The following is a 25542-nucleotide window of genomic DNA, read 5'->3' as shown; positions in this document are numbered from 1 at the left end:
TGTCTCCGTTCAGTGCGTCAGGAAGGCAGGCCACACAGGGAACTGCAGATTGAGCAGGTACACAAATCCAACGTAGCTGCCGATACTGAGGATGGTGCTCAGGATCAGGGCTTCCTTGAGGCTGGCATTGGGGCGCGCGTAGCTGGAGATGATCACCAGGCCGAAGATTGCGACGATCAGGCCGAATGCAGGCAGGCCAATGGAAGGCAGGCCCACGAGCAGCACGCCGAAGGCCAGATTGGCTCCGAGAACAAAGCCCAGCGGGCGCCAGGCGATGGCGCCAACCGGGTCACCGCCCGGCACGTTGCGCCTGAACGAGACGATCGTCACGATCAGCCCGAGCATTGCCAGCAGGATGCCCAGCAGGAGCGGAAAGTACCCTGGCCCCATGCGGGAGGCCGAGCCTACCGTGTAGTTGGTGGCACCGACGGCAAAAGATGAGCCGACGATGATGAACATGAGTCCTGATAAGAAGTCTTTTTGGCTGCCGATCTTCACGGTGTCTCCTCAAATTGTGGGATCCGGGCAATTGTGAGGTGCGGTATGGGGTGGACCAATGTGGATTACACCTATTTGGAGCCCAAAAACCGCCGTTTCGTGCCCGGCGTGGCAATATTTGAATGAATGAAAGGTTCTACCATCGGCCTTTTGGCTGCTGCGCACGCACGAATGCGGCGATGATGTCCGCGGATTCAGCCCTGCCGGCCCGTTGGGCAAAGTCGATGGCGGTCATGCCCTGCTCATTGCGCAGCAGGGGGTCTGCGCCCTCCTCCAGCAACAGCTTGACCACGCCAGGGCTGCCGTAGTGGGCGGCCATCATCAACGGCGTGGTGCGGTTGGGCGACTCGGCGTCGATGTAAGCGTGGTGCTCCAGCAGCAGGCGCACCATGGCTGGTGCCGTCGGGCCTGCATGGGTGGCGGCGTAGTGCAAGGGCGTCCAGCCCGGCTTGTTGACCTCCGCCTGGCGCGCGATCAGGCGCTGCGCCAGCTCCAGCCGGCCCTTGAGCGCAGCCATCATCAAGGGGCTCTCGCCTTTTTCGCTGAGCTTGTTGACATCCACTTTGGGCTGGCCGGCCAGGAAATCCGCCACGGCGCCGGCATCGTCGCGCAATGCCAGGAACAGGCCGTGTTCGCCGTTCGCATTGAGGGTGTTCAAGTCGAAACCCCTGCGGGCCAGGTTGCGGACGGTCGCGACGTCGTCGCGCTTGATGGCAGAGAAGAAGTCGTCGAAGGAGTTGGCCCGTGCGCGCAGGCCAAGCAGAAGCAATCCGGAGAAAAATCCTTTTAAAACAGTTCTCTTTTTCATGTACTTCGAGTCATGTATGAGATGTTGATGCAGGAGGCGCGGTGACGATCTGAATCCGCTCGAAATTTATATAAAACATATACCTTTTACGGATATCTCATCTTTTACATGAAAATCCTGGAGAAAAGATGTTCAAAGTTCTGGCCGGTCGCCGCGGCCACTTTCTCCACGGGCAAGCCCTTGATTTCGGCGATCTGCCGGGCTACCCAGGGGACGAGCGCGGGCGTGTTCGTCTTCCCCCGGTAAGGCACGGGCGCCAGGTAAGGGCTGTCGGTCTCGATCAACGTGCGCTCCAGGGGAACGAAGCGGGCCACCTCGCGGAGGTCGGCGGCGTTGCGGAAAGTCAGGATGCCCGAGAACGAGATGTAAAAGCCGAGGTCCAGCGCGGCCCGGGCCACTTCCGCGGTCTCCGTGAAACAGTGGAAGACCCCCCGGGATGGCACGCTGCCCTGCCCCCCTTCCGAACCCAGCCCCCCCTCCTCTCGCAGGATGGCCAGCGTGTCGTCGGAGGCGCTGCGTGTATGGATGACCAGCGGCAGGTCGGTCTGCCGGCCTGCGCGGATGTGCACGCGGTAGCGTTCGCGCTGCCAGGCCATGTCGGCCACGCTGCGTGTGCCCAGGCGGTAGTAGTCCAGTCCGGTTTCCCCTATGCCGACCACCCTGGGCAGGGCGGCGCGCTCCAGCAGGTCCTGCAAGGACGGTTCACGCACACCGTCGTTGTCCGGATGCACGCCCACGGTGGCCCACAGATGGGGGTGGTCCAGGGCGATCCGGTGGACGGTGTCGAACTCTTCGAGCGTGGTGCAGATGCACAGAGCGCGGTCCACCGCAGCCTCGCGCATGGCTTGCAGGACTTCGGGCAACTGCGAGTGCAGCTCAGGAAAACTCAGGTGGCAGTGGGAATCGGTGAACATGCCCGGGCAGCGGAAAGGGAACGGCAAAGCACGCATTGTGCGCCGCATCGGCCGGCCACTGCCCAGGAGAGGGCGGATCAGAGTGTCTGGGTGGCCTTGTCCGAGCCCAGCGTCGCGCCGAGGATTTCCTCGATCTTGAGCTTGAGCTGGCGAGACTTCTCGTCTGCCGGGAACCGGATGCCCACGCCCTGGGTGCGGCCACCCTGCGCCTTGGCGGGCGTGACCCAGGCCACCTTGCCGGCGACGGGGTAGCGCTGGGGATCGTCGGGCAGGCTCAGCAGCACGTAGACGTCGTCACCCAGGCGGTATTCGCGTGCCGAGGGAATGAAGATGCCTCCGTCGGCAAACAGCGGGATGTACGCCGCGTACAGCGCCGCCTTCTCCTTGATGGAGAGCTGGATCACGCTGGGCCGCGCTGCGGTGGCCGATGGAGACGGGTTGGTGCTCATCAGCCGCGAGTTTAAAGGCAATCCAGCCCTCAGCCCCCCTGGGGCGGGCCATTTCAAACCTGCAATAAGCGGGTGTTTTCGTGACAAATGCGCGCTATGCGCGGCTGGATGCCGCTCGCGCGGTCTCGCTGGCGGACAGGACCTGGCGCGTGCGGGCCGCCCAGGCCTCCTGCATGAGGCCAGCGCTGTACGGGTGTTCGACCGTGCGTGCCGCGGCCATCAGTTCGCGCGACCACTGGGCCAGCACGCCCCAGCGCGGTGCCGCGGGCAACTGTTCGGCCGGGAAGAAGCGTGGCGTGGCGCCCGCGGCCTTGGCCATGAGGTCGTGGCAGAGCTTCTGCAGCACCTGGAGCTGCTGCGCCGGCGTCCAGCCGGCGAGCAGGCCCCAGTCGCCTCGGGCCAGTGACTGGGGCAACGCGGCCCAGGCGCTGTCCTTGAGGCCGGCTCCCGCCAGCGCCAGAGCGTCGTCGGGCCGGCCGCCTGCGGCCTGCAGCCACGCGCGCGCCTGTTCGCGGCTGGTGCCCGCCGCAGACTGCGCCAACAGCCAAGCCAGTGCCTCTTCCTCGGCGGGCCAGACCATGGCGTGGGTCAGGCAGCGGCTGCGGATGGTGGGCAGCAACTGGTGAGCAGCCTCGGTGGCAAGCACGAAGCGCACTTCGCCCACCGGCTCTTCCAGCGTCTTGAGCAGGGTGTTGGCCGACTCGATGTTCATGCGTTCGGCCGGATGCACCAGCACCACCTTGGTCAGGCCGCGCGAGCGGGTGAACTGGGTGAATGCCACGGCCTCGCGCGCGGACTCCACGCGGATGAACTTGCTGGCCTTGCGCTTCTTGTCGTCGATCTCTTTCTGGGCGCCTTCGTCCAGCGGCCAGCCCAGTTCGAGGCTCAGGGTCTCGGGCATGAGCACGCACAGGTCGGCATGGGTGCGCACGTCGATGGCGTGGCAACTGTCGCATTGGCCGCAGGCCCCCTGAGGCCCGGGTTGTTCGCACAGCCATGTGCGCGCCAGCGCCAGCGCCAGTTCGTATTGGCCCAGCCCCGAAGGCCCGGCCAGCAGCAGCGCATGGCCACGCTGGGCCAGCAGGCTCTGCAACTGGGTCTGTAGCCAGGGGGCCAGGGTGCTCACGGGCCGACCCTCTGCGCGCCGTCGTTCCGCCCCAACCAGCCGCGTTGCTCGAAAGCCGCACGCACGGCAAGCCAGACCGCCTCGCGTGGCTGGCTGGAATCCACGCGCGCAAAACGCGCCGGGTCTTCGGCCATGCGTTGCGCGTAGCCTTGGGCCACGCGCTCGAAGAAAGCCGCAGGCTCGGCCTCGAAGCGGTCGGGCACGCGGGCGCCGGCCAGGCGCTGCGCCGCGACGGCCGTGGGGAGGTCGAACCACACTGTGAGGTCGGGCTGGCGCAGACTGTTCGCGTCGGGCCTGGTCTGCACCCAGCGCTCCAATTGGCGCAGCACCGCCAGATCGAAGCCTCGGCCACCGCCCTGGTAGGCGAAGGTGGCGTCGGTGAAGCGGTCGCACAGCACCACATCGCCGCGCGCCAGCGCCGGTTCGATCACCTGGCGCAGATGGTCGCGCCGTGCCGCGAACATCAGCAGGGCCTCGCACAAAGGGTCCATGGCCTGGTGCAGCACGAGTTCGCGCAGTTGCTCGGCCAGCGGCGTACCGCCGGGCTCGCGGGTGAGCGTGACCTGCCTGCCCCGGGCGCGCAGGGCGTCGGCCAGATTTTCGATGTGGGTGGACTTGCCCGCGCCATCGATGCCCTCGAAGGTGATGAAGAGTCCGGCCGCTGCTTGCATGGAAAGGAAATGGGCGTTCAGCGGCGCAGGATGAAGCGCCGCACCGCCGCATTGTGCTCGTCCAGCGTGGCACTGAACTGGCTGGAGCCATCGCCTCGCGCCACGAAGTAGATGGCCTTGGTGTCCAGTGGCTGCACGGCGGCCATGATGGACGCCATGCCGGGCATGGCGATCGGCGTGGGGGGCAGGCCGGCCCGGGTGTAGGTGTTGTAGGGGGTGTCGCGGTCGAGGTCGCTGCGGCGCAGGTTGCCGTCGAAGGCTTCGCCCAGGCCATAGATCACCGACGGGTCGGTCTGCAGCCGCATGCCGATGCGCAACCGGTTGGAGAACACGCCGCCGACGTGGCGACGGTCGCTGTCCAGGCCGGTTTCCTTTTCGATGATGCTCGCCAGGATCAGCACTTCGTCGACCGAGCGCAGGGGCGAAGCCGGGTCGCGCTGTGCCCAGGCCTGCGCCAGGCGCTCGTCCATGGCCTTGGCGGCCTGGCGCAGCACGCTGGAGGCGGGGGCGTGCTTGACCACGCGGTAGGTGTCGGGGAAGAAACGGCCCTCCGGATGGCGGCCGGGGTAGCCGATCAGCGCCATGATTTCCCGCTGGCTCAGGCCCTCCAGGTCCTGGCGAAGGTCGGGCGCGTTGCGCAGCGCCTGCAGCACCTGGCGCACGTTCCAGCCCTCGACCAGCGTGATGCTGCGCAACGCCTGGTCACCGCGCACCAGTTTGTCCAGCAGGCTGCGGGGCGTGGTACCGGGTGCAAATTCGTAACTGCCCGCCTTCAGATCGCGCGACTGGCCTGAGAGCCGGAACCAGGCATAGAGCAGCGTGGACGGCGCACCCACCCCCGCTTCGGCCAGGGTCTCGGCGACCGACTGGGCGGACGATCCGGGCGCGATCACCACGTCCAGCGGCTGTGCGGCCGAGGTACCGGCTGGCAGCGACAGCGGCTGCTGCAGCCACCACATGCCGGCGCCCACGGCCAGCAGCGCCAGCACCAGGGGGTAGACAACCAGCAGTTGGAAAAGGCGACGGATCACAGGCTTGATGGCGGCAGGGGCAAGAGGAAGAACGCCCGCGGCGTGGCGGGCCGGCCATGATAATCGAGCGCTACGCAGCCGCCAGGTTCCCTCCGGCCGGTTGCCCGCCATTCATCAGACCCCCTCCCCCTCTCTCATGAGCCAGACCTCCTCACCTCCGATACCGGCCAGTGGCGTGGCACCGCTTGCGCACCTGGGCGTGATCCGCGTCGAAGGCACCGACGCCGCCGCCTTCCTGCACGGCCAGCTCACGCAGGACTTCTCTCTGCTGGGCCTGGCCGAAGCCCGCCTGGCCGCGTATTGCTCCGCCAAGGGCCGCATGCTGGCCAGCTTCGTGGGGTTCAAGCGCACGCCAGACGACATCCTGCTGCTGTGCAGCCGCGACCTGCTCGCCCCCACGCTCAAACGCCTCTCGATGTTCGTGCTGCGCGCCAAGGCCCGCGTGAGCGATGCCAGCGAAGCCTTCGTTCTGGCCGGCCTCGTGGGTGAGACGGTGCCTGCGGCATTGCCTCCGACGGCGTGGAGCCTGTGGCGCGAGGGTGAGGCCTGCGTGGTGCGTCTGCCCGCCGCTGAAGGTACTGCGCGGGCGCTTTGGGTGGCGCCCGCCGGCCACAGCGCCCCAACCGGCCCTTCGCTCGCACCCGAGACCTGGGACTGGCTGGCCGTCCGCAGTGGCGTGGCCACGCTGACGCAGCCGGTGGTTGAAGCCTTCGTGCCCCAGATGCTCAACTACGAGTCCGTGGGTGGGGTGAACTTCAAGAAAGGCTGTTATCCGGGTCAGGAGGTGGTGGCGCGCAGCCAGTTCCGCGGCACGCTCAAGCGCCGCGCCTTCATCGCCCATGCCGACGCACCGCTGGCCGCCGGACAGGAGGTGTTCCTCGACAGCGAACCCGAGCAGCCCTGCGGTACCGTGGTGCAGGCGGCACCCCGTCCGGGCGGCGGCTTCGACGCCATCGTCTCTCTGCAGTTGAGTGCGTCCAGCCAGCCTGGCCTGCGCGCGGGCGGTGCGCAGGGGCCGGCCCTGGCGCTGCTGCCCCTGCCCTACCCCCTGCTTGAGGACATCTGAGCCCGTCCGTGCCATGTGCCTGATTGCCTTTGCGGTGAACGCCGACGCGGCCTGTCCGCTGCTGATAGCGGCCAACCGCGACGAGTACCTGGACCGCCCGACCCTGCCGCTGCACCGCTGGACGCTGGCGGATGGCACCGAGGTCACCGGTGGGCGCGATCTGCGCGACGGCGGCACCTGGCTGGGGGTGAGCGGTACCGGGCGCGTGGCCATGCTGACCAATGTGCGGCAGTCCGTGATCGGGCCCGGCGCCCGCAGCCGGGGCGAACTGGTCACGCGCTGGCTGCAGGGTGACGGCGATGCCGCACGCTTCGCCGACCAGTTGGACCCGGCCGCCTACGCGGGCTTCAACCTGGTGCTGGGCGACTTCCCTGCCGGGCGCTGGCACTGGCTGAGCAACCGCGATCCGGACAAGCCGCACGAGATGCGTCCTGCCGCGCTGCACGGCCGCGCGCTCGGCAACGGGGTCTACGGCCTGTCCAACGCCAGTCTCGACACGCCCTGGCCCAAGACCGTGCGCCTCAAGCGCGCCGTGGACGACGCCCTGCAGCAACTGATGACCCAGGACGCCGACGACGCCTGGATCGAGGGGCTGACGCAAGTGCTGTTCGATGAGCAGCCCGCGTCCCGCGGCACCCTGCCGAACACTGGCGTACCCGACGCGGCCGAGCGCGCCCTCTCCAGTGCCTTCGTGCGCATGCCCGGCGGCGCCTACGGCACGCGCAGCAGCCTGGTGGTGAGCGCACGACCCAGTGGCGCTGGCTGGCAGGTCGACCTGCGGGAATGGACGCACGACCACCGCACCGGCTCGCCAGGCACCGCGCGCCACGAGCAACTGCACTGGCGGTGACTCAGAGGCCCAGCACCATCTCCTGGTGCGGTATGCCCGCTTCCTCGAAAACCGGACCCTGGCGGTCAAAGCCCAGGCGCTCGTAGAAACCGATGGCGCTTTGCTGCGCATGCAGCAGCACCTGGCGGTCGCCGCGCTGGCGCGCCGCGTCGATCAGGGCAAACAGCACGTCGCGGCCCAGCCGCGTGCCGCGCACGGCCCTGTCCACGGCCATGCGGCCTATGCGTCCCGCGCCCGCTTCCTGCGGCAACAGGCGCCCGGTGGCCACGGGGCGCCCCAGCCGGTTGAGGGCCACGGCGTGCACGGCCACCGCGTCGGCCTCGTCCCACTCCAACTCCTTGGGGATGCGCTGTTCCTCCACGAACACGGCGGTACGCAGGCGCGCGGCGTGCTCGCCCAACTCGGTCCAGTCGCCCACACGCACCGAGCTCATCGCCTCCCCTGCCTCGAAACCGGTGAGGATGCCGCGCAGCGCCGCGGGAACCGGCCGGGACGTCTGCGTGGCCGGATCGGCGAACACATAGACGATTTCGCCCGTGATGAGGTGCTGCTCGCCCCGGAAGATCGCTCCCTGGAAGGTGATGGACGAGTTGCCCACGCGCAGGCACTTCATGGCCACGTCGAGCTGGTCGTCGGCCCGGGCCGAGGCGTGGAATTCCACCGTGGCCTTCACCACGTACAGGTCGCCGCCCAGGTCGTGCATGGACGCCTCGTACGGCAAGGCCAGCGCACGCCAGTAGTCGGTGATGGCGGTGTCGAAATACATCAGGTAGTGCGCGTTGAACACGATCTTCTGCATGTCCACCTCGGCCCAGCGCACGCGCAGGCGGTGGAAGAAGCGGAAGTCTTGGCGGTACAAAGGCATGTCAGGTCTCCGTGTGAAAAGCTTGCCGCAGCGCGCGGGCCGCGTCTTCGTGGGCCTTGCGCGCCTGCGGCAGCGCGCGGCCGAACTGGATGAACCCGTGCACCACGCCCGGGTAGATTTCCAGGTCCACCGGCACGCCGGCATGGCGCAGGCGGTCGGCGTACATCACGCCTTCGTCCACCAGCGGATCGCATTCGGCCAGCCCCAGCCAGGCGGGGGCCACTTCGTCCAGCTCGCGCGGCTGGCCGCTGAGGTCAACGCCATCGAGCGGCGCGAAGCGCCAGTCGTCCCGGTCGGCCGGGCTGCGCAGGTACAGGCCGAAAAACCAGGCGATCAGCGTCTGGTCGAGCAGAAAGCCCTGCGAGAAACGCTGGTGCGAAGCGGTGTCCTGGTGGCCGGCGCAACCCGGGTAGAACAGCATCTGCAGGGCCAGCGGCCAGCCCGCGTCGCGCGCGGCGATGGCGGTGACCGCGGCGAGCGTGCCGCCGGCGCTGTCTCCACCCACGGCCATGCGCGAAGCGTCGAGCGACAGCGCCGACGCCTGGTCGCGCAAGGCAACGAGTGCGTCCCAGGCATCTTCCACCGCGGTGGGAAACTTCCAGGCCGGGGCCAGCCGGTAGTCCACCGATACCACGGCACAGCCCGCCAGGTAGGCCAGGCGGCGGCACAGCGGTTCGTGGGTCGCCGGGCTGCCGATGGTGAAACCACCGCCGTGAAAGTACAGCAGCAACGGCAAGGGCGTTTCCGAGGCGGGTGCGAACAGCCGCGCGGCCAGCGCGTGGCCATCGCGCGCGGGCAGGCGGAGGTCCTGCACCCGGGCCAGGGTCTGGGGTGCGATGTCCAGCACCGGGGCGCCCGCCAGGTAGGCGGCCCTGGCGCCTTCGACGCCCAGCGTGTGCATCGGCGGTTGTCCGGCGCGTTCGATGCGTTCGAGCAAACCGCGCATGCCGGACGTGAGCAGGGCGTGGGGGTCGGAGCGTGTCGGCATGCGGCCATTGTCCTGTCTTTTGCGCGACCGCAAGGGAACGAACGGCATTGGCCTGACGGGGGCCCGCGCCTATAGTTTTGGGTCATAACCAACCGCCCTCCGCGGCACCCCCCCGCAGGACTCCGCATGGCCCAGATCCTCTACGTCACGAACATCCAGATCGACTTCGGCGTGATCTCCCTGCTGCCTGCCGAATGCGAGCGCATCGGCATGCGGCGGCCGCTGGTGGTGACCGACCCGGGCATCAAGGCGGCCGGCTTGCTGGCGAAGGTGCTGGACGCCGCGCCCTCGCTGGCGCCACCGGTCTTCGACCAGACGCCGGGCAACCCGACGGAGGCGGCGGTGCGCGCGGCGGCGCAGATCTACCGGCATGAGCGCTGCGACGGCCTGATTGCGCTCGGTGGAGGCAGTGCCATCGACTGCGCCAAGGGTGTGGCGATCGCCTGTACGCACGACGGTCCGCTCAAGACCTACGCCACGATCGAAGGCGGCTCCCCAAAGATCAGCGACCGCGTGCCTCCGTTGATCGCCATTCCCACCACCGCCGGCACCGGCAGCGAGGTGGCCCGCGGGGCCATCGTGATCGTCGACGACGGCCGCAAGCTGGGTTTCCACAGCTGGCACCTGCTGCCTCGCACCGCTCTGCTCGACCCGGCGCTGACACTGGGCCTGCCGCCGCTGCTCACCGCGGCCACCGGCATGGACGCCATCGCCCACTGCATGGAAACCTTCATGGCCCCGGCCTTCAACCCGCCGGCCGATGGCATCGCCCTGGAAGGGCTGCGGCGCGGCTGGGCGCACATCGAGCGGGCCACCCGCGACGGCCAGGACCGCGAGGCGCGGCTGAACATGATGAGTGCGTCCATGCAAGGCGCCATGGCGTTCCAGAAAGGCCTGGGTTGCGTGCATTCGCTCAGCCACAGCCTGGGCGGCGTGAACCCGCGCCTGCACCACGGCACGCTCAATGCGCTGTTCCTGCCGGCCGTGATCCGCTTCAACGCCCAGGCCCCTGGCGTACAGCATGAGCGGCGGCTGGACCGCATGGCTCAGGCCATGGGCCTGGCCAGCGGCGACGATGTACCGGATGCGGTCCGAGAGATGAGCGCCCGCCTGGGCCTGCCTCGCGGCCTGGCCGAACTGGGTGTGACGCCCGATCTGTTCGAGCGGATCGTCGAAGGCGCGCTGGCCGATCACTGCCACAAGACCAATCCACGCGAAGCCAGCGCTCAAGACTACCGGGACATGCTGCAGGCATCGCTCTGACGATCCTGTCGTTGCACCGTCCGTGCCCGACCATGGTCAGGTCGTTGTCATTCGCACCGGCCGGGGCTGGCGATGGGATCATGCAGGCCATACGCGGCGTTGGCCGTGGTCTGGCCACCATAAGAACGACTGGGAGTAAGAAGCTTGAATTTGAATGACCCTGACCTGCCTCGGCGCAGGGAAGCCGAGGCACGCGCCCGCCTGGCCGAAAAATCGACGGTGCGTGAACCGCTGGACGCCCTGCCCCCCGGCGCCCTGATGCTGCTGGTGCAGGAGATGCGCCTGCACCAGATCGAACTGGAGATGCAGAACGAAGAGCTGCGCGTCACCCATGCCGCGCTCGATGCCACGCGTGAACACTATTTCGATCTCTACGACCTCGCGCCGGTGGCCTACTTCACGGTCGATGGGCGAGGCTGCATCCAGCAGGTCAACCAGGTCGCGGCCAACCTGCTGGGACTGGGATTCGATGAGCTTGAGGACGAACCTCTGTCGCGCTTCATCTTTGGCGAGGACTATGAACTCTTTGCCGCCCAGCAGCGCGAACTGCAAGAGCAAGGCGGCATGCTGCGCTGCGAGATGCGCATCGTCAACAGCTGTGGCGAGACCATCTGGGTCGAAATGGGTGCGGCTTTGCAACACGATGAGGACGATCAGCCGCGCCAGCGCGTGGTGTTGATCGATATCACGGCGCGCCGCATGGCGGCCCAGTTGCGCCAGCAGCAGGAACGCGCGGAAGCCGAACGGCGGGCCATGTCACGCTTCCTGTCGGCGGCCAGCCACGACCTGCGCCAGCCCACCCACGCCATGGGCCTGCTGATCGACCAGCTCAAGCAATTGCCGGGCACGCCTCAGACCCACGTGCTGGTCGGGCGCCTGGACGCTTCGGTGCGCACCCTGGAGCACATGCTCAACGCGCTGCTCGACCTCTCCAGGCTGGAGCCCGACTACGTTCAGGCCAGTCCCACGGCACTGCCTTTTGCCCGTCTGGTCGATCAGCTCCGTCCGCTGTTCCCCGCTGAAGGCATACCCACCGGCGTGCGCCTGAAGTTCAGGCCTTCGCACACCTGGTTGTTCAGCGACCCCGCCCTGCTGCAGCGCGCGCTGCACAACCTCATCGGCAACGCCTTGCGGTTCACGCCGCGCGGCACGGTGCTGGTCTGCTGCCGACCGCTGCGCGAAGGAACGCATGCCCGCATCGAGGTTCGCGACAGCGGCATCGGCATCGCACCGCACCACCACGAGGCGGTGTTCGACGAGTTCTTCCAGGTGGACAACCCGGAGCGCGACCGTTCCAAAGGACTGGGGCTGGGCCTGAACATCGCCAAGAGAAGCTGCGAGCTGCTGGGGCATCCGATCACCCTGCGCTCCTGCCTGGGCCACGGCAGTTGCTTCGCGATCACGGTACCCACGGCGCCCATGCCGCATGAGATGGCGGACCAGGCCCTGCCGATGGCGGCCTGGGACGTGTCGCAGGAACCGCTCACGGGCCTGCGCATCCTGGTGATCGAGGACGACGCCATGGCGTGCGACGCCCTGTTCGATTTCATCAAGACCTGGAAAGCCATTCCGCAGGCCGCCGAGGGGTTGGAGGCGGCCCGCGCACAGTTTGCCGAGGGTCGGATCCCCGACCTGATCGTGAGCGACTACCGCCTGCGTGGAGCGGAAAATGGCATCGACACCGTGCTGACGCTGCGCGAACTGGCCGGGCGGGACCTGCCGGCGGTGCTGATCACCGGCGACACCGACCGCGCGGTCGCCGAGCGCGCCCGCGCTGCGGGCATGGTGCTGCTCTACAAGCCCGCACGGCCGACCGCGCTGCGCGAGGCGCTGCTGTCGCTGCGCTGAGGCCGCAGCCTCACTCGGGCGCCAGCGGCATGCGGGCGCCCACGTGGCGCTCTCCGCGCGCCTCTGCCAGTTCCACCTGGCGCTGGCGTTCGGCCAGGCGGGCTTTCTCCTCGGGTGTGCGCTGGTGATGGCAATGGGCGCAACTCACGCCCTTGACATAGTGCGGTGATGTTTTGTCCTGCGGGCTCAGCGGCCAGCGGCAGGAGCGGCACAGCTCATGCGGGCCGGGCACCAGGCCATGGCCGACGCTGACGCGCTCGTCGAACACGAAGCACTCGCCCTCCCAGGTGCTCTCCTCCGGCGCGACCTCCTCCAGGTACTTGAGGATGCCGCCTTCAAGGTGATAGACCTCCTCGAAGCCACGCATCTTCAGGAGCGCGGTGGATTTCTCGCAGCGGATGCCGCCGGTGCAGAACATCGCGACCTTGGGCTTTTTCGCCCCTTGCAGCGCGGGCTGGGCGTCGAGCCAGGCGGGCAGTTCGGTGAAGGTCCGGATGGCCGGGTTGATGGCCCCGCGGAAGGTGCCGATGGCCACCTCGTAGTCGTTGCGGGTGTCGATGAGCACCACGTCCGGATCGGCCAGCAGGGCGTTCCACTGCTGGGGCGGCACGTATTGGCCCACCGTCCGGTTCGGGTCGAGTTCCGGTACGCGCAGCGTGACGATCTCTTGCTTGAGCCGCACCTTCATGCGGTGGAACGGGGGATGATCGCTCCAGGAGGCCTTGTGCTGCAGGCGGGCCAAGCGCGGGTCGGCGCGCAGGTGGTCGAGCACCGCGAGCACGCCGGCCTGCGGGCCGGCGATGGTGCCGTTGATGCCCTCGCGCGCCAGCAGCAGCGTGCCCTTGACTTCGTGGGCCTCGCAGCACGCCAGCAGCGGCGCGCGCAGATCGGCGTGGTCCGGCAGGTCGACGAACTGGTAGAGCGCGGCGGTGTAGTAGGCGGTCATGGTGGCGATTATCCCGTCCGCGTCAGAGCGGCTCCACCCGCGAGAGATCGGGTTGCCGCAGCCAGGCCTCGAACTCGTCGGCCAGTTCCCGGGCGGCTGCCGTCGCCGTGCTCCATGCCCGCACCCGGGCCTGCAGATCCTGCCCATAGCGGGTGAAATCGTTGCGGTCGGGCAGTTTGGCGTTGGGCAGGGCCGCCACCCAGGCCGGGTCGGGGGCCAGCACCAGCATGGCGTCCAGCGCCGGGCTGGCGGCATGGCGGCCTTTCCAGGCCTTGTCCAGCCAGCCGGGCACCACCGCTTTCTGGAAATGGGGGTACAGCACGATGGGCGCCGCCGCCGGGGGCTGGTAGCGCAGGTGCAGGTGGTAGTCGGTGATGCCGCCGTCCCAATAGCAGCCCGGCGGCGCGCCGGCAATGCCGTGCACCGGGCGCAGCACGAAAGGGATCGAACAGCTCGCCTGCAGGGCGTCCATGAAGTTGTCGGCGAACATGGGCACCTGGCGGGTGCGGAAGTCGTTCGTGGCAAAGGGCAACTGGCAGACCGCGCCCGAACCGGGCGGCACGCTGGAAAACACCACCCGTTCCAGCCAGTTGCCCAGGGCGCGGCGGTTCAGGGCATTGGCGGCGAACGCGCCCAGATAGCCCAGCGGGGTGCGCAGGCCGCCGTCGGCACGCAGCAGCCGCCGGCCGCGTGAGGTCAGGATGTGCAGGCGGTAGCGCGGATGGCCCAGCACCTCGCCCAAACGCCCGCCGTAGAAGTTGCGCAGGTTCTGCCCGAAGCTTTCGCTGATCTGGTGCGCGGTGGGCCGCTTCTGGCCTGGTGGCAGGTCGTAGTGCTGGTGGATGTAATCGTGTTCGAGCCGCTCGAAAGCCGCCACCGGGTTGTCCAGGCAGGCGGTTGCCATGCGCCAGGCGCCGATGGAAGCGCCGACCAGGTGCACCGGCTGGGTGCTGCCAGCCAGCCAGTGGCCGAAGAGGAAGCGGTCCAGCGGACCCAGGATCAGGCCTTTGGGGCCTCCCGCGGCGGCGGGGATGATGCCCACGTCCTGCGGGCGCAGGCCATGGCGGTCGAGATGCTGCCGGGCCAGCGGGCCGGCGTAGAGGCGAAGAGCGGGCATACGGCTGCGATTGTCTCGCAGCCGTATCGGTTCAATGGCCGGGGCAAAGAACGGTTCAGTGCGGCGCGGACGCCTGCGTGTGCTCGTCTTCGGTCTGGCGGTGCAGCGAAGGAATTTCCTCGGCGACCACGCTGTCGGGGTCGATGCCCAGCACCAGGCCCACCGGATCGGGGTAGGTGTTGATCAGCAGTTCGCTGCGCATGGCCTGTTCCTCGGCGCGGGCGCGCCAGGAGCCGATGTGGATCACGCCGGCGATCGGTTCGTAGACGTCGTTGTCGAACGGCGCGGTCTGGTGTTCGATGGCGTTGATCATGCGCTTGGGGAAGCGCCATTCGCGCGCCAGCGCCGCGCCGACCTCGGCGTAGCTGTAGCCGAACAGGCCGCGTTCGGCCTTGGCGCGCTTGAGGTCGAGCATGGGGATGCTGCGGTCCAGGTCGATCATGGCCTCGGGCATGCCGACGTGCATCACCAGTTCACCAATGCAATGGATCAGGCCGGCGGTGAAGGCGGTGTTCTCGTCGATCTTGATCGGCAGCGCGATGTAGCGCGAAAGGTTCGCGGTGTTCAGGCTGTAGCGCCAGAACTGGTTGAGGTTGACCCCGCCCAGGGTGTGGAAGCCTTCGCCCAGGGAGGCGCCGATCACCAGGGCGCGGACCTTGATCAGGCCCAGCACGTTCATGGCGTCGCGGGCGTTGGAGACCTGGCGCGAGAGGCCGAAGAAGGCCGAGTTGGCGGTCTTGAGCAGTTTGGCGGTGAGGACCGGGTCGTCCTCGATGTAGGAGGCCACCAGCAGGGCATCGACCTCTTCCTGGTCGAAGGTCTCGATCAGCTTGCGGACCACCTTGGGAGCGGAAGGCAGCGCATTGGGTTGCTTGAGCAGCTTTTCGAGTTGCATGTCCGGGCTCCTTCGACGTTTTTCGAGAACTTGTGGTGAAGAGATTGCCGGTTTCATCGTCCCGCCGGCGACACACTTGAGAACTATTTTTTGCCTTCTGTCATTCGATGAACGCCGTCAGGGCCTGGCTGAACGACCACTCCGTGGGGTCCTTGCCCAGCACGCTGTCCAGGTCCAGGCCCAGGGTCAGGCCCACCAGGTCCGGAAAGGTGGAGACCAGGCCGTTGTCGTCGAGCTGGATTTCCTCGGCGCGGGCGCGCCAGGACGCCAGGTGCAGAACGCCGCCCAGAGGGTCGTAGGTGTCGCCGTCGAAGGGGGCGATCTGGTGCGCCAGCGCCGAGACGATGTCGGTCGGGAATTGCCATTTTTCGGCCATGCCGGCGCCGACCTCGGCGTAGGTGTAGCCAAAGGCGGCGCGTTCGGCGTCGGCCCGGCGCAGGTCCAGCGGCGGGGTGCCCATGTCCAGCGGGCCGACCTCGTCGGGCATGGCGATGTGCATGATCAGGTCGCCGATGGCGTGGATCAGCCCGGCGGTGAAGGCGTTGCCCTCGTTCTGCCGCAGCAGGGCGGCCAGCGAGCGCGAGATGTCGGCCACGCGCAGGCTGTAGCGCCAGAACTGGCGCAAGTCCACGCCCGGCACGTTCTTGAAACTGGACCCCAGCGCCGCGGCCATGACCAGGGAGCGCACGTGGGTCATGCCCAGCATGGCCACGGCCTCGTCGGCGTTGCCGATGCGCCGGCTGACGCGGAAAAAGGCCGAGTTCGACAGGCGAAGCACCCGTGTGGTGAGCGCCGGATCGTGCGCGATCAGGCTGGAGACCCGCTTGGGGCTGGGGTCGTCCTTGTTCATCTCGGCGAGCAGGTCCGAGACCGTGCGCGACATGGCCGGCAGCGCACGGGGGTAGTTCAGAAGTGCTTGGAGTTCCATGGGAAGAGGTCGTAGAAGACTGCCTTCCTTATCGACCTCCGCCCTGGCGACTTGAGCCGCCGCAGAAACCCGCCGCAGGTGTTTTTCAGCGCTTCTGGCTGCCTTGCAGGCGGGCGAATGCCGCCGCCATGGCCGAGGGCGCGGCGGCTTGCCCGCCATCACGCCCACCCGTGCGAGGCCCGCCGCGCGTGGGTTCGAAGCGGTTGGTACCGGCCTCGCCGCCGCTGCGCCGGGCCGGCGCCGCGTCCAGTTTCATGGACAGTCCTATGCGCTTGCGCGCCACGTCGACCTCCATCACCCGGACCTTGACGATGTCACCCGTTTTCACGATTTCCCGGGCATCGTTCACGAATCGGTGGGCCAATTGGCTCACATGGATCAGGCCATCCTGGTGCACACCCAGGTCCACGAAGGCGCCGAACTGGGCCACGTTGCTCACCGTGCCTTCCAGCACCATGCCCTCGCGCAGGTCGCTGATGTCGTCCACGCCCTCGTTGAAGCGCGCCACCTGGAAGTCCGGGCGCGGGTCGCGGCCCGGTTTCTCCAGTTCGCCCAGGATGTCCCGCACGGTGATGACGCCAAAACGCTCGTTGGCGAAGAGTTCGGGGCGCAGCGTCTTGAGCATGTCCGCGCGCCCCATGAGCTCGGTCACCGGCCTGCCTGTCTTCTGGATGATCTCCTCGACCACGGCGTAGGTTTCCGGATGCACGCCGGTCATGTCCAGCGGGTTGTCGCCGCCGCGGATGCGCAGGAAGCCCGCGCTCTGCTCGAAGGTCTTGGCGCCCAGGCCTGCCACGTCCAGCAACTGCTGGCGGCTGCGGAAGGCGCCGTTGGCCTCGCGCCAGCGCACCACCGCCTTGGCCACGCTGGACGACAGGCCGGACACCCGCGAGAGCAGCGGCACGCTGGCGGTGTTGAGGTCCACGCCGACGCCGTTGACGCAGTCCTCGACCACGGCGTCCAGGGCCCGGGCAAGTTCGCTCTGGTTCACGTCGTGCTGGTACTGGCCCACGCCGATGCTCTTGGGGTCGATCTTCACCAGTTCGGCCAGCGGGTCCTGCAGGCGCCGGGCGATGCTGGCTGCACCGCGCAGGCTCACGTCCACGTCGGGCATTTCCTGGGACGCGAACTCACTGGCCGAATACACCGAGGCGCCGGCTTCGCTCACCACCACGCGCTGCACGCCGGTCTGGCCGGCCTTCTCCAGCAGCTTGACCAGTTCGGCCGCCAGCTTGTCGGTCTCGCGGCTGGCGGTGCCGTTGCCGATGGCGATCAGGTTCACGCCGTGCTTGCGGCACAGGCCACCCAGGGCGTGCAGGGCGCCGTCCCAGTCGCGCCGGGGTTCGTGCGGGAACACGGTGGCCGTGTCCACCAGCTTGCCGGTGGCATCCACCACCGCCACCTTCACACCCGTGCGGATGCCAGGATCCAGGCCCATGACCACGCGCGGGCCGGCCGGCGCCGCCAGCAGCAGGTCGCGCAGGTTGTCCGCGAAGACCTTGATGGCCACCCCCTCGGCGCTCTCGCGCAGGCGGGCGAACAGGTCGCGTTCGCTGGACAGCGACAGCTTCACCCGCCAGGTCCAGGCCACGCACTTGCGCAGCAGGTCGTCGGCCGCCCGCCCCTGGTGGCTCCAGCCCAGGTGCAGGGCAATGCGCCCCTCGGCCAGCGAGGGCGTGGCACCCGGCTTGCCCGCCGGGACCGCGTCGGGGGGCTCCGGCAGCACCAGCCTGGCGTCCAGGATCTCCAGCGCCCGGCCGCGGAACACCGCCAGCGCGCGGTGCGAAGGCACCCGCGCGATCGGTTCGTCGTAATCGAAGTAGTCGCGGAACTTGGCGACTTCCGGGGCGTTCTCGTCCTTGCCGCTCACCAGCGTGCTCTTGAGCAGGCCTTCGTTCCAGAGCCATTCGCGCAGGCTTTGCACCAGCGCGGGGTCCTCGGCCCAGCGTTCGGAGAGGATGTCGCGCACCCCGTCCAGCACCGCGGGCACGGTGGAAAAATCGGCGCCGGGCTTGCCGTCGTCCAGCACCTCGGGCGGCCGGGTGAAGGCGGCGGCCTCGGCGGCCGGGTCCAGCGTGGGGTCGGCGAACAGGCGGTCGGCCAGCGGCTCGATGCCGAACTCGCGGGCGATCTGTCCCTTGGTGCGGCGCTTCTGCTTGAACGGCAGGTACAGGTCTTCGAGCTCCTGCTTGGTGGGGGCGGCAGCGATCGCGGCGCGCAGCGCGTCGGTCAGTTTGCCCTGCTCGTCGATGCTCTTGAGCACCGCCGCGCGGCGGTCCTCCAGCTCACGCAGGTAGTCCAACCGGTAGGACAGTTCGCGCAGCTGGACATCGTCCAGCCCGCCCGTGGCCTCCTTGCGGTACCGCGCGATGAAGGGCACCGTCGCCCCGCCGTCAAGCAACTCCACCGCCGCGCGGACCTGTTGCTCCCCTATCCTGATTTCCGTGGCCAGTTGCCGGATGATCTGCTGCATTCGAACCGAAGACAAAACACAAAGCGCGAAAGTGTGCCACAGGCCCGCGGGCTACCATCGGCACTCCCGCCCATGCAAGACGACCTCTTCGGCGCCCCACCCGTCCCCGTGCCCTCCCCGGCCCCACCGCCCGCCGGCGGCCCGGCGCGCAAACGCCTGGCCCGGGTGGAGCCCGCGCCGCCCGACCCGGCGCTGCAGGCGCTGGCGCAGACCCTGCCGGCGCGGTTGTGGATGGGCAGTTCCTCCTGGACCTACCCCGGCTGGGCCGGCCTGGTGTGGGACCGTGACTACCCCGATGCCCTGCTCTCCCGCGAAGGCCTGAGCGCCTACGCCTGCCACCCGCTGCTGCGCGCCGTTGGCGTGGACCGCAGTTTCTACCGCCCGATGACCCAGGACCAGTACGCGCGCCATGCCGCCCAGGTGCCCGAAGACTTCCGCTTCGTCGTCAAGGCGCCCAGTCTGGTGACCGATGCGCTGGTGCGCGGCGAGGACGGCCGCGGCCTCCAGCCCAACCCGGCTTTCCTGGACCCGGTGCTGGCCACCCAGGACTTCGTGGCACCGGCACTGGCCGGCCTGGGCCACAAGGTGGGCGCCCTGGTGTTCCAGCTCAGCCCGCTGCCGCGCCACCTGCTGCACAACCTGCCCCTGGTGCTGGAGAAACTGCGCAAACTCCTGCTCGCCCAGCCCGCGCTTTCACCCACGGCGCCCGACGGCGTGCTGGCCGTGGAGGTGCGCGATCCCGAATGGCTGGACCCGGCCTTCGAACCGCATCTGGCGGCGGTGCTGCGCGAGGCCGGCGCCACCTGGTGCCTGTGTCTGCACGCCAAGATGCCCCGCATGGAACGGCAGTTGCCCTTGCTGCGCCGGCTCTGGCCCGGCCCCATGGTCTGCCGCTGGAACCTGAATCCGCTGCATGGCGCATACGGCTACGAGGAGGCCCAGCGCGAATACAGCCCCTACGACCGCATCCACGACCCGGACCTGGAGACGCGCGACCTGCTCGAGCGCACCATCGCCGGCATCACCGGCGCCGGCCAGAACGTGTACCTGACCATCAGCAACAAGGCCGAAGGTTGCGCCCCGCTGTCGGCACGGGCGCTGGCCGAGGGCTTTGCCCGCCAGCGCGAGAGCTCAGCGCGCTGAAGCCCGCACCCGCAGCGAACTGCTCAATCCCGCCAGCAGGGCGAAGCCCGAGGCGGCCCACAGGGCGATGGCTTCCCCCTTGCCATCGTGCTGGGGCCAGAGCGCGAAGATGGCGGCCAGGAGCACGGCGCCAAAGGTCTGCCCCGTCAGGCGCGCCGTGCCCAGCATGCCGCTGGCCGCTCCACTGCGGTGCAACGGTGCGGAGGTGACGATGGTGTGGTTGTTGGGGGACTGGAACAGCGCGAACCCCACGCCGCACAGCGCCAGGCGCCAGGCCAGCGTGGCACGGTCGGGCTGCTCGGGCAGCGTGGCCATCAACATGAGCCCGGCGGCGAACACCACCATGCCGACGCCGCCCAGCCAGCCGGCCTGGAAACGGCCGATCAGGCGACCGGCGATGGGTGCCACCACCACGGTGGCGATGGGCCAGGCGGACATCAGCAGGCCCGCCTCGATGTGGCTGCGTCCATACACCTCCAGCAGCAGGAAAGGCAGCGACAGGATGGCCAGCATCTGGGCACAGAAGGCACCGAGCGATGCCCCCATGGACAGGGCGAACACGGGCCGGCGCCAGAGGTCCACCGGAAACAGCGGTGTGGCCTGGTGCCATTGGCGGCGCAGGTAGAAGACGCCCACGCCCAGGCCCGCCGCCAGCAGGCCCCAGCCCACGGGCGAGGCCGCGTGTGTGGCCGCGCCGCGCACACCCAGTTGCTCGACCGCGAGGAAGATGAGGGCGAACATGAGCACGTTGAGGACCACGTCCAGCGGTGGAATGGGCGTGGGCTCGGTGGCGCGTGGCGGGTTGGCCGGCAGCGAACGCCGGCCCAGCCAGAGGGTGACTGCGCCCAGCGGCAGGTTCAGCACGAACAGCCAGGGCCAGGACGCCACCGAGAGAATGCCGGCGGCGATGGTGGGGCCCGCCATGGTGGAGGTGGCCACGACCATGGAGTTCAGGGCGATGCCCCGGCCCAGGCGGCTGGCGGGATAGGCCAGCCGGACCAGCGCGGTGTTGACGCTGAGCACGCCCGCCGCGCCCAGGCCTTGCAGCCCGCGCGCGGCCGCCAGCGCGGGCAGCGTGGTGGCCAGCGCCGCCGCCAGCGAGGCGAGCACAAACAGCGCCATGCCGACCAGGTAGACGCGCCGGTAACCCAGCCGGTCGCCCAGCGAGGCCAGCGGCAGCAGCATGACCAGCACCGCGATCTGGTAGGCGTTGACCACCCAGATGGCCTGCGAGGCGGGCGCGTTCATCTCCCGCGCGATGCCGGGCAGCGCCAGGTTGACGATGCTGCCGTCGAGCACGGACATGGTCAGTCCGAGCATGATGACGAGCACCGCGCGCCAGCGCTGGGGCGGGGGCAGACCGTCGGCCGACGCTGCTGCCGCGGCCGGGGTCGGGTGACTCATCCCTGCACCCTTTGCACCGCCGGCCCGGCCTGCCTGCGGCCCAGCGTGAGCCAGGTCAGTGCCACGCTGGCGAGGGCACTCGCCACGATGCCCACCACCATGGGCAGGGGTTTTCCATTGGCGAACAGGCTGACCACGCCCATGGCCAGCGCACCGCCCAGCATCTGCAAGGTGCCCATGAGCGCGGAAGCGGTCCCGGCGATGGCGCCATGCCGTTCCAGCGCCAGCACGGACGAGGTCGGAATCACCAGGCCGAGAAAACCGCTGGAGACAAAGAACAGGCCGATCAGCACCGCCATGCGGTCGCCCCCCGCCAGGTAGTACGCCAACAGTGCGGCCATGAACACGCCCGATGCCGTGGAAGCCGCCTTGACCAGCGGCACCATCCCGAAGCGCCGCCCCAGGGGGGCGGTGAACTGCGCCATGCCAATGAAGGCCACGGCGTTGAACGAGAACGCCAGGCTGTACTGCTGTGGCGTCAGGCCATAGTGGTTGATGAACACGAAGGACGAGCCGGCCACATACACGAAGAAGCCTGCCAGGGCCGTGCTGCCGATGCCGACCAGGCCCAGGTAATGCCCGTCGCGCAGCAAGGTGGCGTAGGCGCGCGCCGCGCTGCCCAGGCTGCTCTGCACCCGTTCGGCTTCGGGCCGCGTCTCGCGCAGCGCCAGGCGCACCAGCAGCAGGCCCGCCAGCGCCGCCAGCGCCACCACCCAGAACACCCCACGCCAGCCGGTGAGCGCGATCACCCCGCTGCCCAACAGCGGCGCCAGGATGGGCGACACGCTGAACACCAGCATCAGCAGCGACATCAGGCGCGCAGCTTCGGTACCGGTGTGCAGGTCGCGCACGACCGCACGCGGGATGGCCATGCCCGCGGCCGCGCCCAGGCCCTGCAGGAAACGCATGGCCACCAGGGTCTGCACGTCGCTGGCCAAGGCGCAGCCGATGCTGGCCAGGGTGAACAGGCAGAGGCCCACATACAACGGCGGCTTGCGCCCGACCATGTCGGACACCGGGCCATAGAGCAGTTGCCCGGCGCCTATGGCCAGGAAGAACGCCGTCAGCGTGAGTTGCACCGCACCCACATCCGCCCCCAGGCTGTGGCCGATGGCCGGCAGCGCGGGCAGGTACATGTCGATGGCGAAGGGACCGATGGCCGAAAGCAGGCCGAGGACGAGGGCAGCCCTCAGGAAACGCGAAACTGGCATGCCGGGGATTGTCGCCAGGACGCGATGGCCGTGCTGCCGTGGGGTCGACCGGCCGCATGCGTCACAATTTCCCGACATTCACCCTGAGGGACAGACACCATGGCCGTGGAAGGCAGCGCGGGCGACTTGCTCAAGGTCGTGACATTGCTCGGTGCGGCCGTGGTGGCCGTGCCCCTGTTCAAGCGGCTGGGTCTGGGGTCCGTGCTGGGCTACCTGGCCGGCGGCCTGGCCATCGGTCCCTTCGGCCTGGCGCTGATCAACGACCCGGCCACCATCCTGCACACCGCCGAGCTCGGGGTGGTGATGTACCTCTTCGTCATCGGGCTGGAGATGCAGCCCTCGCACCTCTGGAGCCTGCGCCGCGCCATCTTCGGCCTGGGCAGCCTGCAGGTGGTGGTCTGCGGCCTGCTGCTCACCGGCGTGGGCATCGCCTTCGGCTTTCCGGTCGGTGTCTCCTTCGTCAGCGCCATGGGCTTCGTGCTGACCTCGACGGCGGTGGTGATGCAGTTGCTGGGCGAGCGCGGCGACATCGCGCAGCCACGCGGCCAGAAGATCGTGGCCATCCTGCTGTTCGAAGACCTGCTCATCGTGCCTCTGCTGGCGGTGGTGGCCTTCATGGCGCCAACCGACCTGGGCCAGCCAGCGGCAGCGGCGGCGGCCAGCGGCTCGCGCTGGGCCGCGGTCGGCCTGGCCCTGGGCGCGCTGGGCGCCCTGGTGGCCGCGGGCGTGTGGCTGCTCAACCCCCTCTTCCGCGTGCTGGCCAACGCCAAGGCGCGCGAAGTGATGACCGCCGCCGCCCTGCTGGTGGTTCTGGGCGCGGCATTGCTCATGCAACTGGGCGGCCTGTCCATGGCCATGGGTGCCTTCCTGGCCGGCGTGCTGCTCTCGGAGTCCACCTTCCGCCACCAGCTCGAAGCCGACATCGAACCGTTCCGCGGCTTGCTGCTCGGTCTCTTCTTCCTCAGCGTGGGCATGTCGCTGGACCTCGCCGCGGTGGCCGCCAACTGGCCCATCATCCTGGCCGGCGTGATCAGCATGATGGTGGTCAAGGCGCTCTGCATCTACGGCGTGGCCCGGCTGGCCAAGAGCTCTCATGCGGACGCGCTGGACCGCGCGGTGCTGATGGCCCAGGGCGGCGAGTTCGCCTTCGTGCTGTTCGGTGCGGCGCTCGGTGCCAAGGTCATCGACCCCGTGGTCAACGCCAACATGACCGCCATCGTGGTGCTGTCCATGGCGCTCACGCCGCTGGTGGTGCTGGTGCACCGGCGTCTGGCCCGCCCCGAGGCGGGCGTTTCCATGGACGGCATCGACACCGCCGAAGGGCATGCCGCCAGCGTGCTGGTGATCGGCTTCGGCCGCTTCGGCCAGATCGCCAGCCAGGGCGTGATCTCGCGTGGCGCCAGCATCACCATCATCGACAACAACGTGCAGATGATCCGCGACGCCGAAACCTATGGCTTCAAGGTCTACTACGGTGACGGGGGCCGTGCCGACGTGCTGCATGCCGCTGGCGCACATGCCGCCGAAGCCATTCTGGTCTGCATCGACGACCGTGCCACCACCACCCGCATCGCCGAACTCGTGCGCACCGAGTTTCCCCACGCCAAGCTGCTGGTGCGCGCATTCGACCGCGAGCACGCGCTGGAACTGCGCAAGGCCGACGTGGACTACCTGGTCCGCGAGACCTTCGAATCCGCCATGGCCATGGGGCGCCAGGCCCTGCTGAGCCTGGGCGTCGAGGAGCCGGAGGCCGACGGCATCATGGACCACCTGCGCCAGCGCGACGCCGAGCGCATGGCGCTGGAAGCCACCGGCGGCCTGTTCGCCGGGCGTGCGCTGATACTGGGCAACGCCGCGCGGCGGGCGGCGGCGGCCGAGCCATCGGCGGCGCCGACGAACTGAGCCCCTAAAGCGGGCCGAACAGGTCCGGCTCCAACGCCCCTTCTATCGCCAGCATCCTCAGCTTGGTGCGCGCGCCGCCGCTGGCGGAGAAGCCGCCGGGGCGCCCGCCTGCGGCCAGCACACGGTGGCAGGGCACCACGGGCGCAAAGGGGTTGTGGCCCATCGCCTGGCCGATGGCGCGGGCCAGGCCCGGGTCACCCAGGGCCTGCGCGACCTCGCCATAGGTGCGGGTCTCGCCCGGCGGGATGGCGCGAACGCATTCGTACACCTGACGCTGGAACGGCGTGAGGCGCCGCATGTCCAGCGTGATCTCACGCAGGTCGCTGCGCGTGCGGCCCGCCAGCAGCGCCTGCACGCCTTCGATCGCCGTGCGCACCGCGTCGGGAGGCGTGACCTCTGGCAGCACCGGCAAGCCCGCCAGCAACCGGGCGCGGGTGCGTGCCGCCTCGGGTTCTGGCAGTTGCACCGCCAGCACGCCACCCGGTCCCCAGGCGATGCCACATTCGCCGATGGCGGTGGGGAACAGGGCGTGACCACAACCCGCCAGCGGTTCCGCATGAGCCTGGGAGGAAAGGCTGCTGATGTCCATGTTCTGAGGTTTGGTGCTGCGTTCTCGATAGGTCGGGACGTGGGCTCACATGGCGACCCCCATGAAGGCAGTCTACGTCTCTCCAGCTCCCTATGGAAATGAGACGCTCCATGCCCAATACGCTGCCCAAACTGGTTCTCCTGGCGACGATGGCCTCCATCCAGGCCTGTGGCGGTGGTGGCGGCGACCCCGACCCGGGTGCACCTGCACCTGCGCCAGCTCCCGCACCTGCGCCAGCCCCCGCACCTGCGCCAGCCCCCGCACCTGCGCCAGCCCCCGCACCTGCGCCAGCTCCCGCACCTGCGCCAGCTCCCGCACCTGCGCCAGCTCCCGCACCTGCGCCAGCTCCCGCACCTGCACCAGCTCCCGCACCTGCACCTGCACCTGCACCAGCTCCCGCACCTGCACCAGCTCCCGCACCTGCACCAGCTCCCGCACCTGCGCCAGCTCCCGCACCTGCGCCAGCTCCCGCACCTGCCCCTGCCCCTGCCCCTGCCCCTGCCCCTGCCCCTGCACCTGCACCTGCACCTGCACCTGCACCTGCACCTGCACCGGTC

Annotated in this window: 24 protein-coding genes; 6 read left to right on the top strand and 18 right to left on the bottom strand. The window is 68.9% G+C overall.

The genetic code is table 11. The annotated features are described in order from the left end of the window. Positions 1 to 9: 9 nt before the first annotated feature. From KIT53_RS01670 to mltG, 7 genes are all read right to left on the bottom strand, one after another. Positions 10 to 498, bottom strand: coding sequence for a tripartite tricarboxylate transporter TctB family protein (locus KIT53_RS01670; RefSeq protein ID WP_297746585.1), 489 nt, complete (start codon positions 496 to 498; stop codon positions 10 to 12). Between the two features lie 136 nt (positions 499 to 634). Beyond that, the gene (locus KIT53_RS01665; protein WP_366521881.1) at positions 635 to 1267 is read right to left on the bottom strand and encodes an ankyrin repeat domain-containing protein; all 633 of its coding nucleotides are present in this window, start codon (positions 1265 to 1267) and stop codon (positions 635 to 637) included. Between the two features lie 143 nt (positions 1268 to 1410). Continuing rightward, positions 1411 to 2220 (bottom strand): TatD family hydrolase, encoded by an 810-nt coding sequence (locus KIT53_RS01660; protein ID WP_297746579.1) that lies wholly within the window; start codon positions 2218 to 2220, stop codon positions 1411 to 1413. Positions 2221 to 2297: 77 nt separating this feature from the next. Then, on the bottom strand, positions 2298 to 2669 hold the full coding sequence (locus tag KIT53_RS01655) for a PilZ domain-containing protein (protein ID WP_297746576.1): 372 nt from the start codon (positions 2667 to 2669) through the stop codon (positions 2298 to 2300). Between the two features lie 94 nt (positions 2670 to 2763). Further along, positions 2764 to 3795, bottom strand: a complete 1032-nt coding sequence (locus KIT53_RS01650) for a DNA polymerase III subunit delta' (protein ID WP_297746573.1) — start codon at positions 3793 to 3795, stop codon at positions 2764 to 2766. After that, a complete protein-coding gene (gene tmk, locus KIT53_RS01645; protein ID WP_297746570.1) occupies positions 3792 to 4466 on the bottom strand; it encodes a dTMP kinase in 675 nt (224 codons plus the stop codon). The genes KIT53_RS01650 and tmk overlap by 4 nt, the downstream gene beginning before the upstream one ends. Positions 4467 to 4483: 17 nt before the next feature. Then, positions 4484 to 5494 carry an endolytic transglycosylase MltG gene (mltG, locus tag KIT53_RS01640; RefSeq protein WP_297746933.1) on the bottom strand — a complete coding sequence of 337 codons (1011 nt, stop codon included), beginning with the start codon at positions 5492 to 5494 and terminating at the stop codon, positions 4484 to 4486. Between the two features lie 139 nt (positions 5495 to 5633). Between mltG and KIT53_RS01635 the strand changes: the two genes are divergently transcribed. Beyond that, on the top strand, positions 5634 to 6563 hold the full coding sequence (locus KIT53_RS01635; protein WP_297746567.1) for a folate-binding protein: 930 nt from the start codon (positions 5634 to 5636) through the stop codon (positions 6561 to 6563). A 13-nt stretch (positions 6564 to 6576) separates the two neighbouring features. Beyond that, the gene (locus KIT53_RS01630; RefSeq protein WP_297746564.1) at positions 6577 to 7413 is read left to right on the top strand and encodes an NRDE family protein; all 837 of its coding nucleotides are present in this window, start codon (positions 6577 to 6579) and stop codon (positions 7411 to 7413) included. Between the two features lies 1 nt (position 7414). On the opposite strand, the gene KIT53_RS01625 is transcribed toward KIT53_RS01630, so the two are convergent. Both KIT53_RS01625 and KIT53_RS01620 read right to left on the bottom strand, forming a co-directional pair. Continuing rightward, positions 7415 to 8278: a YbgC/FadM family acyl-CoA thioesterase gene (locus KIT53_RS01625; protein ID WP_297746561.1), complete on the bottom strand. Its 864-nt coding sequence runs from the start codon at positions 8276 to 8278 to the stop codon at positions 7415 to 7417. Between the two features lies 1 nt (position 8279). Beyond that, positions 8280 to 9266: an alpha/beta hydrolase gene (locus KIT53_RS01620; protein WP_297746558.1), complete on the bottom strand. Its 987-nt coding sequence runs from the start codon at positions 9264 to 9266 to the stop codon at positions 8280 to 8282. A gap of 126 nt (positions 9267 to 9392) precedes the next feature. On the opposite strand from KIT53_RS01620, the gene KIT53_RS01615 reads away from it, so the two are divergent. Both KIT53_RS01615 and KIT53_RS01610 read left to right on the top strand, forming a co-directional pair. Further along, complete coding sequence (locus KIT53_RS01615) at positions 9393 to 10529, top strand: iron-containing alcohol dehydrogenase (RefSeq protein ID WP_297746555.1); 1137 nt, start codon at positions 9393 to 9395, stop codon at positions 10527 to 10529. 150 nt (positions 10530 to 10679) lie between these two features. Then, positions 10680 to 12377 (top strand): ATP-binding protein, encoded by a 1698-nt coding sequence (locus KIT53_RS01610; RefSeq protein WP_297746552.1) that lies wholly within the window; start codon positions 10680 to 10682, stop codon positions 12375 to 12377. A gap of 10 nt (positions 12378 to 12387) precedes the next feature. Here the strand turns inward: KIT53_RS01610 and KIT53_RS01605 are convergent, their stop codons facing one another. From KIT53_RS01605 to KIT53_RS01585, 5 genes are all read right to left on the bottom strand, one after another. Next, positions 12388 to 13323 carry a rhodanese-related sulfurtransferase gene (locus KIT53_RS01605; RefSeq protein WP_297746549.1) on the bottom strand — a complete coding sequence of 312 codons (936 nt, stop codon included), beginning with the start codon at positions 13321 to 13323 and terminating at the stop codon, positions 12388 to 12390. A gap of 22 nt (positions 13324 to 13345) precedes the next feature. After that, positions 13346 to 14440 (bottom strand): patatin-like phospholipase family protein, encoded by a 1095-nt coding sequence (locus KIT53_RS01600; protein ID WP_297746545.1) that lies wholly within the window; start codon positions 14438 to 14440, stop codon positions 13346 to 13348. A gap of 55 nt (positions 14441 to 14495) precedes the next feature. After that, on the bottom strand, positions 14496 to 15335 hold the full coding sequence (locus KIT53_RS01595; protein ID WP_297746542.1) for an HDOD domain-containing protein: 840 nt from the start codon (positions 15333 to 15335) through the stop codon (positions 14496 to 14498). Between the two features lie 100 nt (positions 15336 to 15435). Beyond that, a complete protein-coding gene (locus tag KIT53_RS01590; protein ID WP_297746539.1) occupies positions 15436 to 16263 on the bottom strand; it encodes an HDOD domain-containing protein in 828 nt (275 codons plus the stop codon). Positions 16264 to 16348: 85 nt separating this feature from the next. After that, positions 16349 to 18736: a Tex family protein gene (locus KIT53_RS01585; protein WP_297746536.1), complete on the bottom strand. Its 2388-nt coding sequence runs from the start codon at positions 18734 to 18736 to the stop codon at positions 16349 to 16351. A gap of 72 nt (positions 18737 to 18808) precedes the next feature. On the opposite strand from KIT53_RS01585, the gene KIT53_RS01580 reads away from it, so the two are divergent. After that, positions 18809 to 19879: a DUF72 domain-containing protein gene (locus KIT53_RS01580; RefSeq protein WP_297746533.1), complete on the top strand. Its 1071-nt coding sequence runs from the start codon at positions 18809 to 18811 to the stop codon at positions 19877 to 19879. Here KIT53_RS01580 and KIT53_RS01575 read toward each other — a convergent pair. Together KIT53_RS01575 and KIT53_RS01570 are read right to left on the bottom strand one after the other, a co-directional pair. Then, positions 19868 to 21283 carry an MFS transporter gene (locus KIT53_RS01575; RefSeq protein WP_297746530.1) on the bottom strand — a complete coding sequence of 472 codons (1416 nt, stop codon included), beginning with the start codon at positions 21281 to 21283 and terminating at the stop codon, positions 19868 to 19870. The two genes, KIT53_RS01580 and KIT53_RS01575, sit on opposite strands and share 12 nt — an antisense overlap. After that, entirely contained in the window at positions 21280 to 22494 is a 1215-nt protein-coding gene (locus KIT53_RS01570; protein WP_297746527.1) for a multidrug effflux MFS transporter, read from the bottom strand. The genes KIT53_RS01575 and KIT53_RS01570 overlap by 4 nt, the downstream gene beginning before the upstream one ends. A gap of 99 nt (positions 22495 to 22593) precedes the next feature. On the opposite strand from KIT53_RS01570, the gene KIT53_RS01565 reads away from it, so the two are divergent. Further along, positions 22594 to 24396 (top strand): monovalent cation:proton antiporter-2 (CPA2) family protein, encoded by a 1803-nt coding sequence (locus KIT53_RS01565; RefSeq protein ID WP_297746524.1) that lies wholly within the window; start codon positions 22594 to 22596, stop codon positions 24394 to 24396. A gap of 4 nt (positions 24397 to 24400) precedes the next feature. On the opposite strand, the gene KIT53_RS01560 is transcribed toward KIT53_RS01565, so the two are convergent. Continuing rightward, positions 24401 to 24985: a methylated-DNA--[protein]-cysteine S-methyltransferase gene (locus KIT53_RS01560; RefSeq protein WP_297746520.1), complete on the bottom strand. Its 585-nt coding sequence runs from the start codon at positions 24983 to 24985 to the stop codon at positions 24401 to 24403. Positions 24986 to 25075: 90 nt separating this feature from the next. After that, positions 25076 to 25537 (bottom strand): hypothetical protein, encoded by a 462-nt coding sequence (locus tag KIT53_RS01555; RefSeq protein ID WP_297746517.1) that lies wholly within the window; start codon positions 25535 to 25537, stop codon positions 25076 to 25078. Between the last annotated feature and the right edge of the window lie 5 nt (positions 25538 to 25542).

It is taken from the genome of Hydrogenophaga sp. (assembly GCF_026125785.1).
In the GTDB taxonomy this organism is placed as follows: domain Bacteria; phylum Pseudomonadota; class Gammaproteobacteria; order Burkholderiales; family Burkholderiaceae_C; genus Hydrogenophaga.
Note: the sequence above shows the minus strand (reverse complement) of the source record. Positions and strands in the feature narration are given on the sequence as shown.

What these genes read in the sequence shown, in the direction of transcription:
- KIT53_RS01660 (WP_297746579.1), bottom strand. Translation starts at nt 2,220, where the DNA reads ATGTTCACCGATTCCCACTGCCACCTGAGTTTTCCTGAGCTGCACTCG.
- KIT53_RS01655 (WP_297746576.1), bottom strand. Translation starts at nt 2,669, where the DNA reads ATGAGCACCAACCCGTCTCCATCGGCCACCGCAGCGCGGCCCAGCGTG.
- tmk (WP_297746570.1), bottom strand. Translation starts at nt 4,466, where the DNA reads ATGCAAGCAGCGGCCGGACTCTTCATCACCTTCGAGGGCATCGATGGC.
- KIT53_RS01635 (WP_297746567.1), top strand. Translation starts at nt 5,634, where the DNA reads ATGAGCCAGACCTCCTCACCTCCGATACCGGCCAGTGGCGTGGCACCG.
- KIT53_RS01630 (WP_297746564.1), top strand. Translation starts at nt 6,577, where the DNA reads ATGTGCCTGATTGCCTTTGCGGTGAACGCCGACGCGGCCTGTCCGCTG.
- KIT53_RS01625 (WP_297746561.1), bottom strand. Translation starts at nt 8,278, where the DNA reads ATGCCTTTGTACCGCCAAGACTTCCGCTTCTTCCACCGCCTGCGCGTG.
- KIT53_RS01620 (WP_297746558.1), bottom strand. Translation starts at nt 9,266, where the DNA reads ATGCCGACACGCTCCGACCCCCACGCCCTGCTCACGTCCGGCATGCGC.
- KIT53_RS01615 (WP_297746555.1), top strand. Translation starts at nt 9,393, where the DNA reads ATGGCCCAGATCCTCTACGTCACGAACATCCAGATCGACTTCGGCGTG.
- KIT53_RS01605 (WP_297746549.1), bottom strand. Translation starts at nt 13,323, where the DNA reads ATGACCGCCTACTACACCGCCGCGCTCTACCAGTTCGTCGACCTGCCG.
- KIT53_RS01600 (WP_297746545.1), bottom strand. Translation starts at nt 14,440, where the DNA reads ATGCCCGCTCTTCGCCTCTACGCCGGCCCGCTGGCCCGGCAGCATCTC.
- KIT53_RS01595 (WP_297746542.1), bottom strand. Translation starts at nt 15,335, where the DNA reads ATGCAACTCGAAAAGCTGCTCAAGCAACCCAATGCGCTGCCTTCCGCT.
- KIT53_RS01590 (WP_297746539.1), bottom strand. Translation starts at nt 16,263, where the DNA reads ATGGAACTCCAAGCACTTCTGAACTACCCCCGTGCGCTGCCGGCCATG.
- KIT53_RS01585 (WP_297746536.1), bottom strand. Translation starts at nt 18,736, where the DNA reads ATGCAGCAGATCATCCGGCAACTGGCCACGGAAATCAGGATAGGGGAG.
- KIT53_RS01580 (WP_297746533.1), top strand. Translation starts at nt 18,809, where the DNA reads ATGCAAGACGACCTCTTCGGCGCCCCACCCGTCCCCGTGCCCTCCCCG.
- KIT53_RS01575 (WP_297746530.1), bottom strand. Translation starts at nt 21,283, where the DNA reads ATGAGTCACCCGACCCCGGCCGCGGCAGCAGCGTCGGCCGACGGTCTG.
- KIT53_RS01570 (WP_297746527.1), bottom strand. Translation starts at nt 22,494, where the DNA reads ATGCCAGTTTCGCGTTTCCTGAGGGCTGCCCTCGTCCTCGGCCTGCTT.
- KIT53_RS01565 (WP_297746524.1), top strand. Translation starts at nt 22,594, where the DNA reads ATGGCCGTGGAAGGCAGCGCGGGCGACTTGCTCAAGGTCGTGACATTG.
- KIT53_RS01560 (WP_297746520.1), bottom strand. Translation starts at nt 24,985, where the DNA reads ATGGACATCAGCAGCCTTTCCTCCCAGGCTCATGCGGAACCGCTGGCG.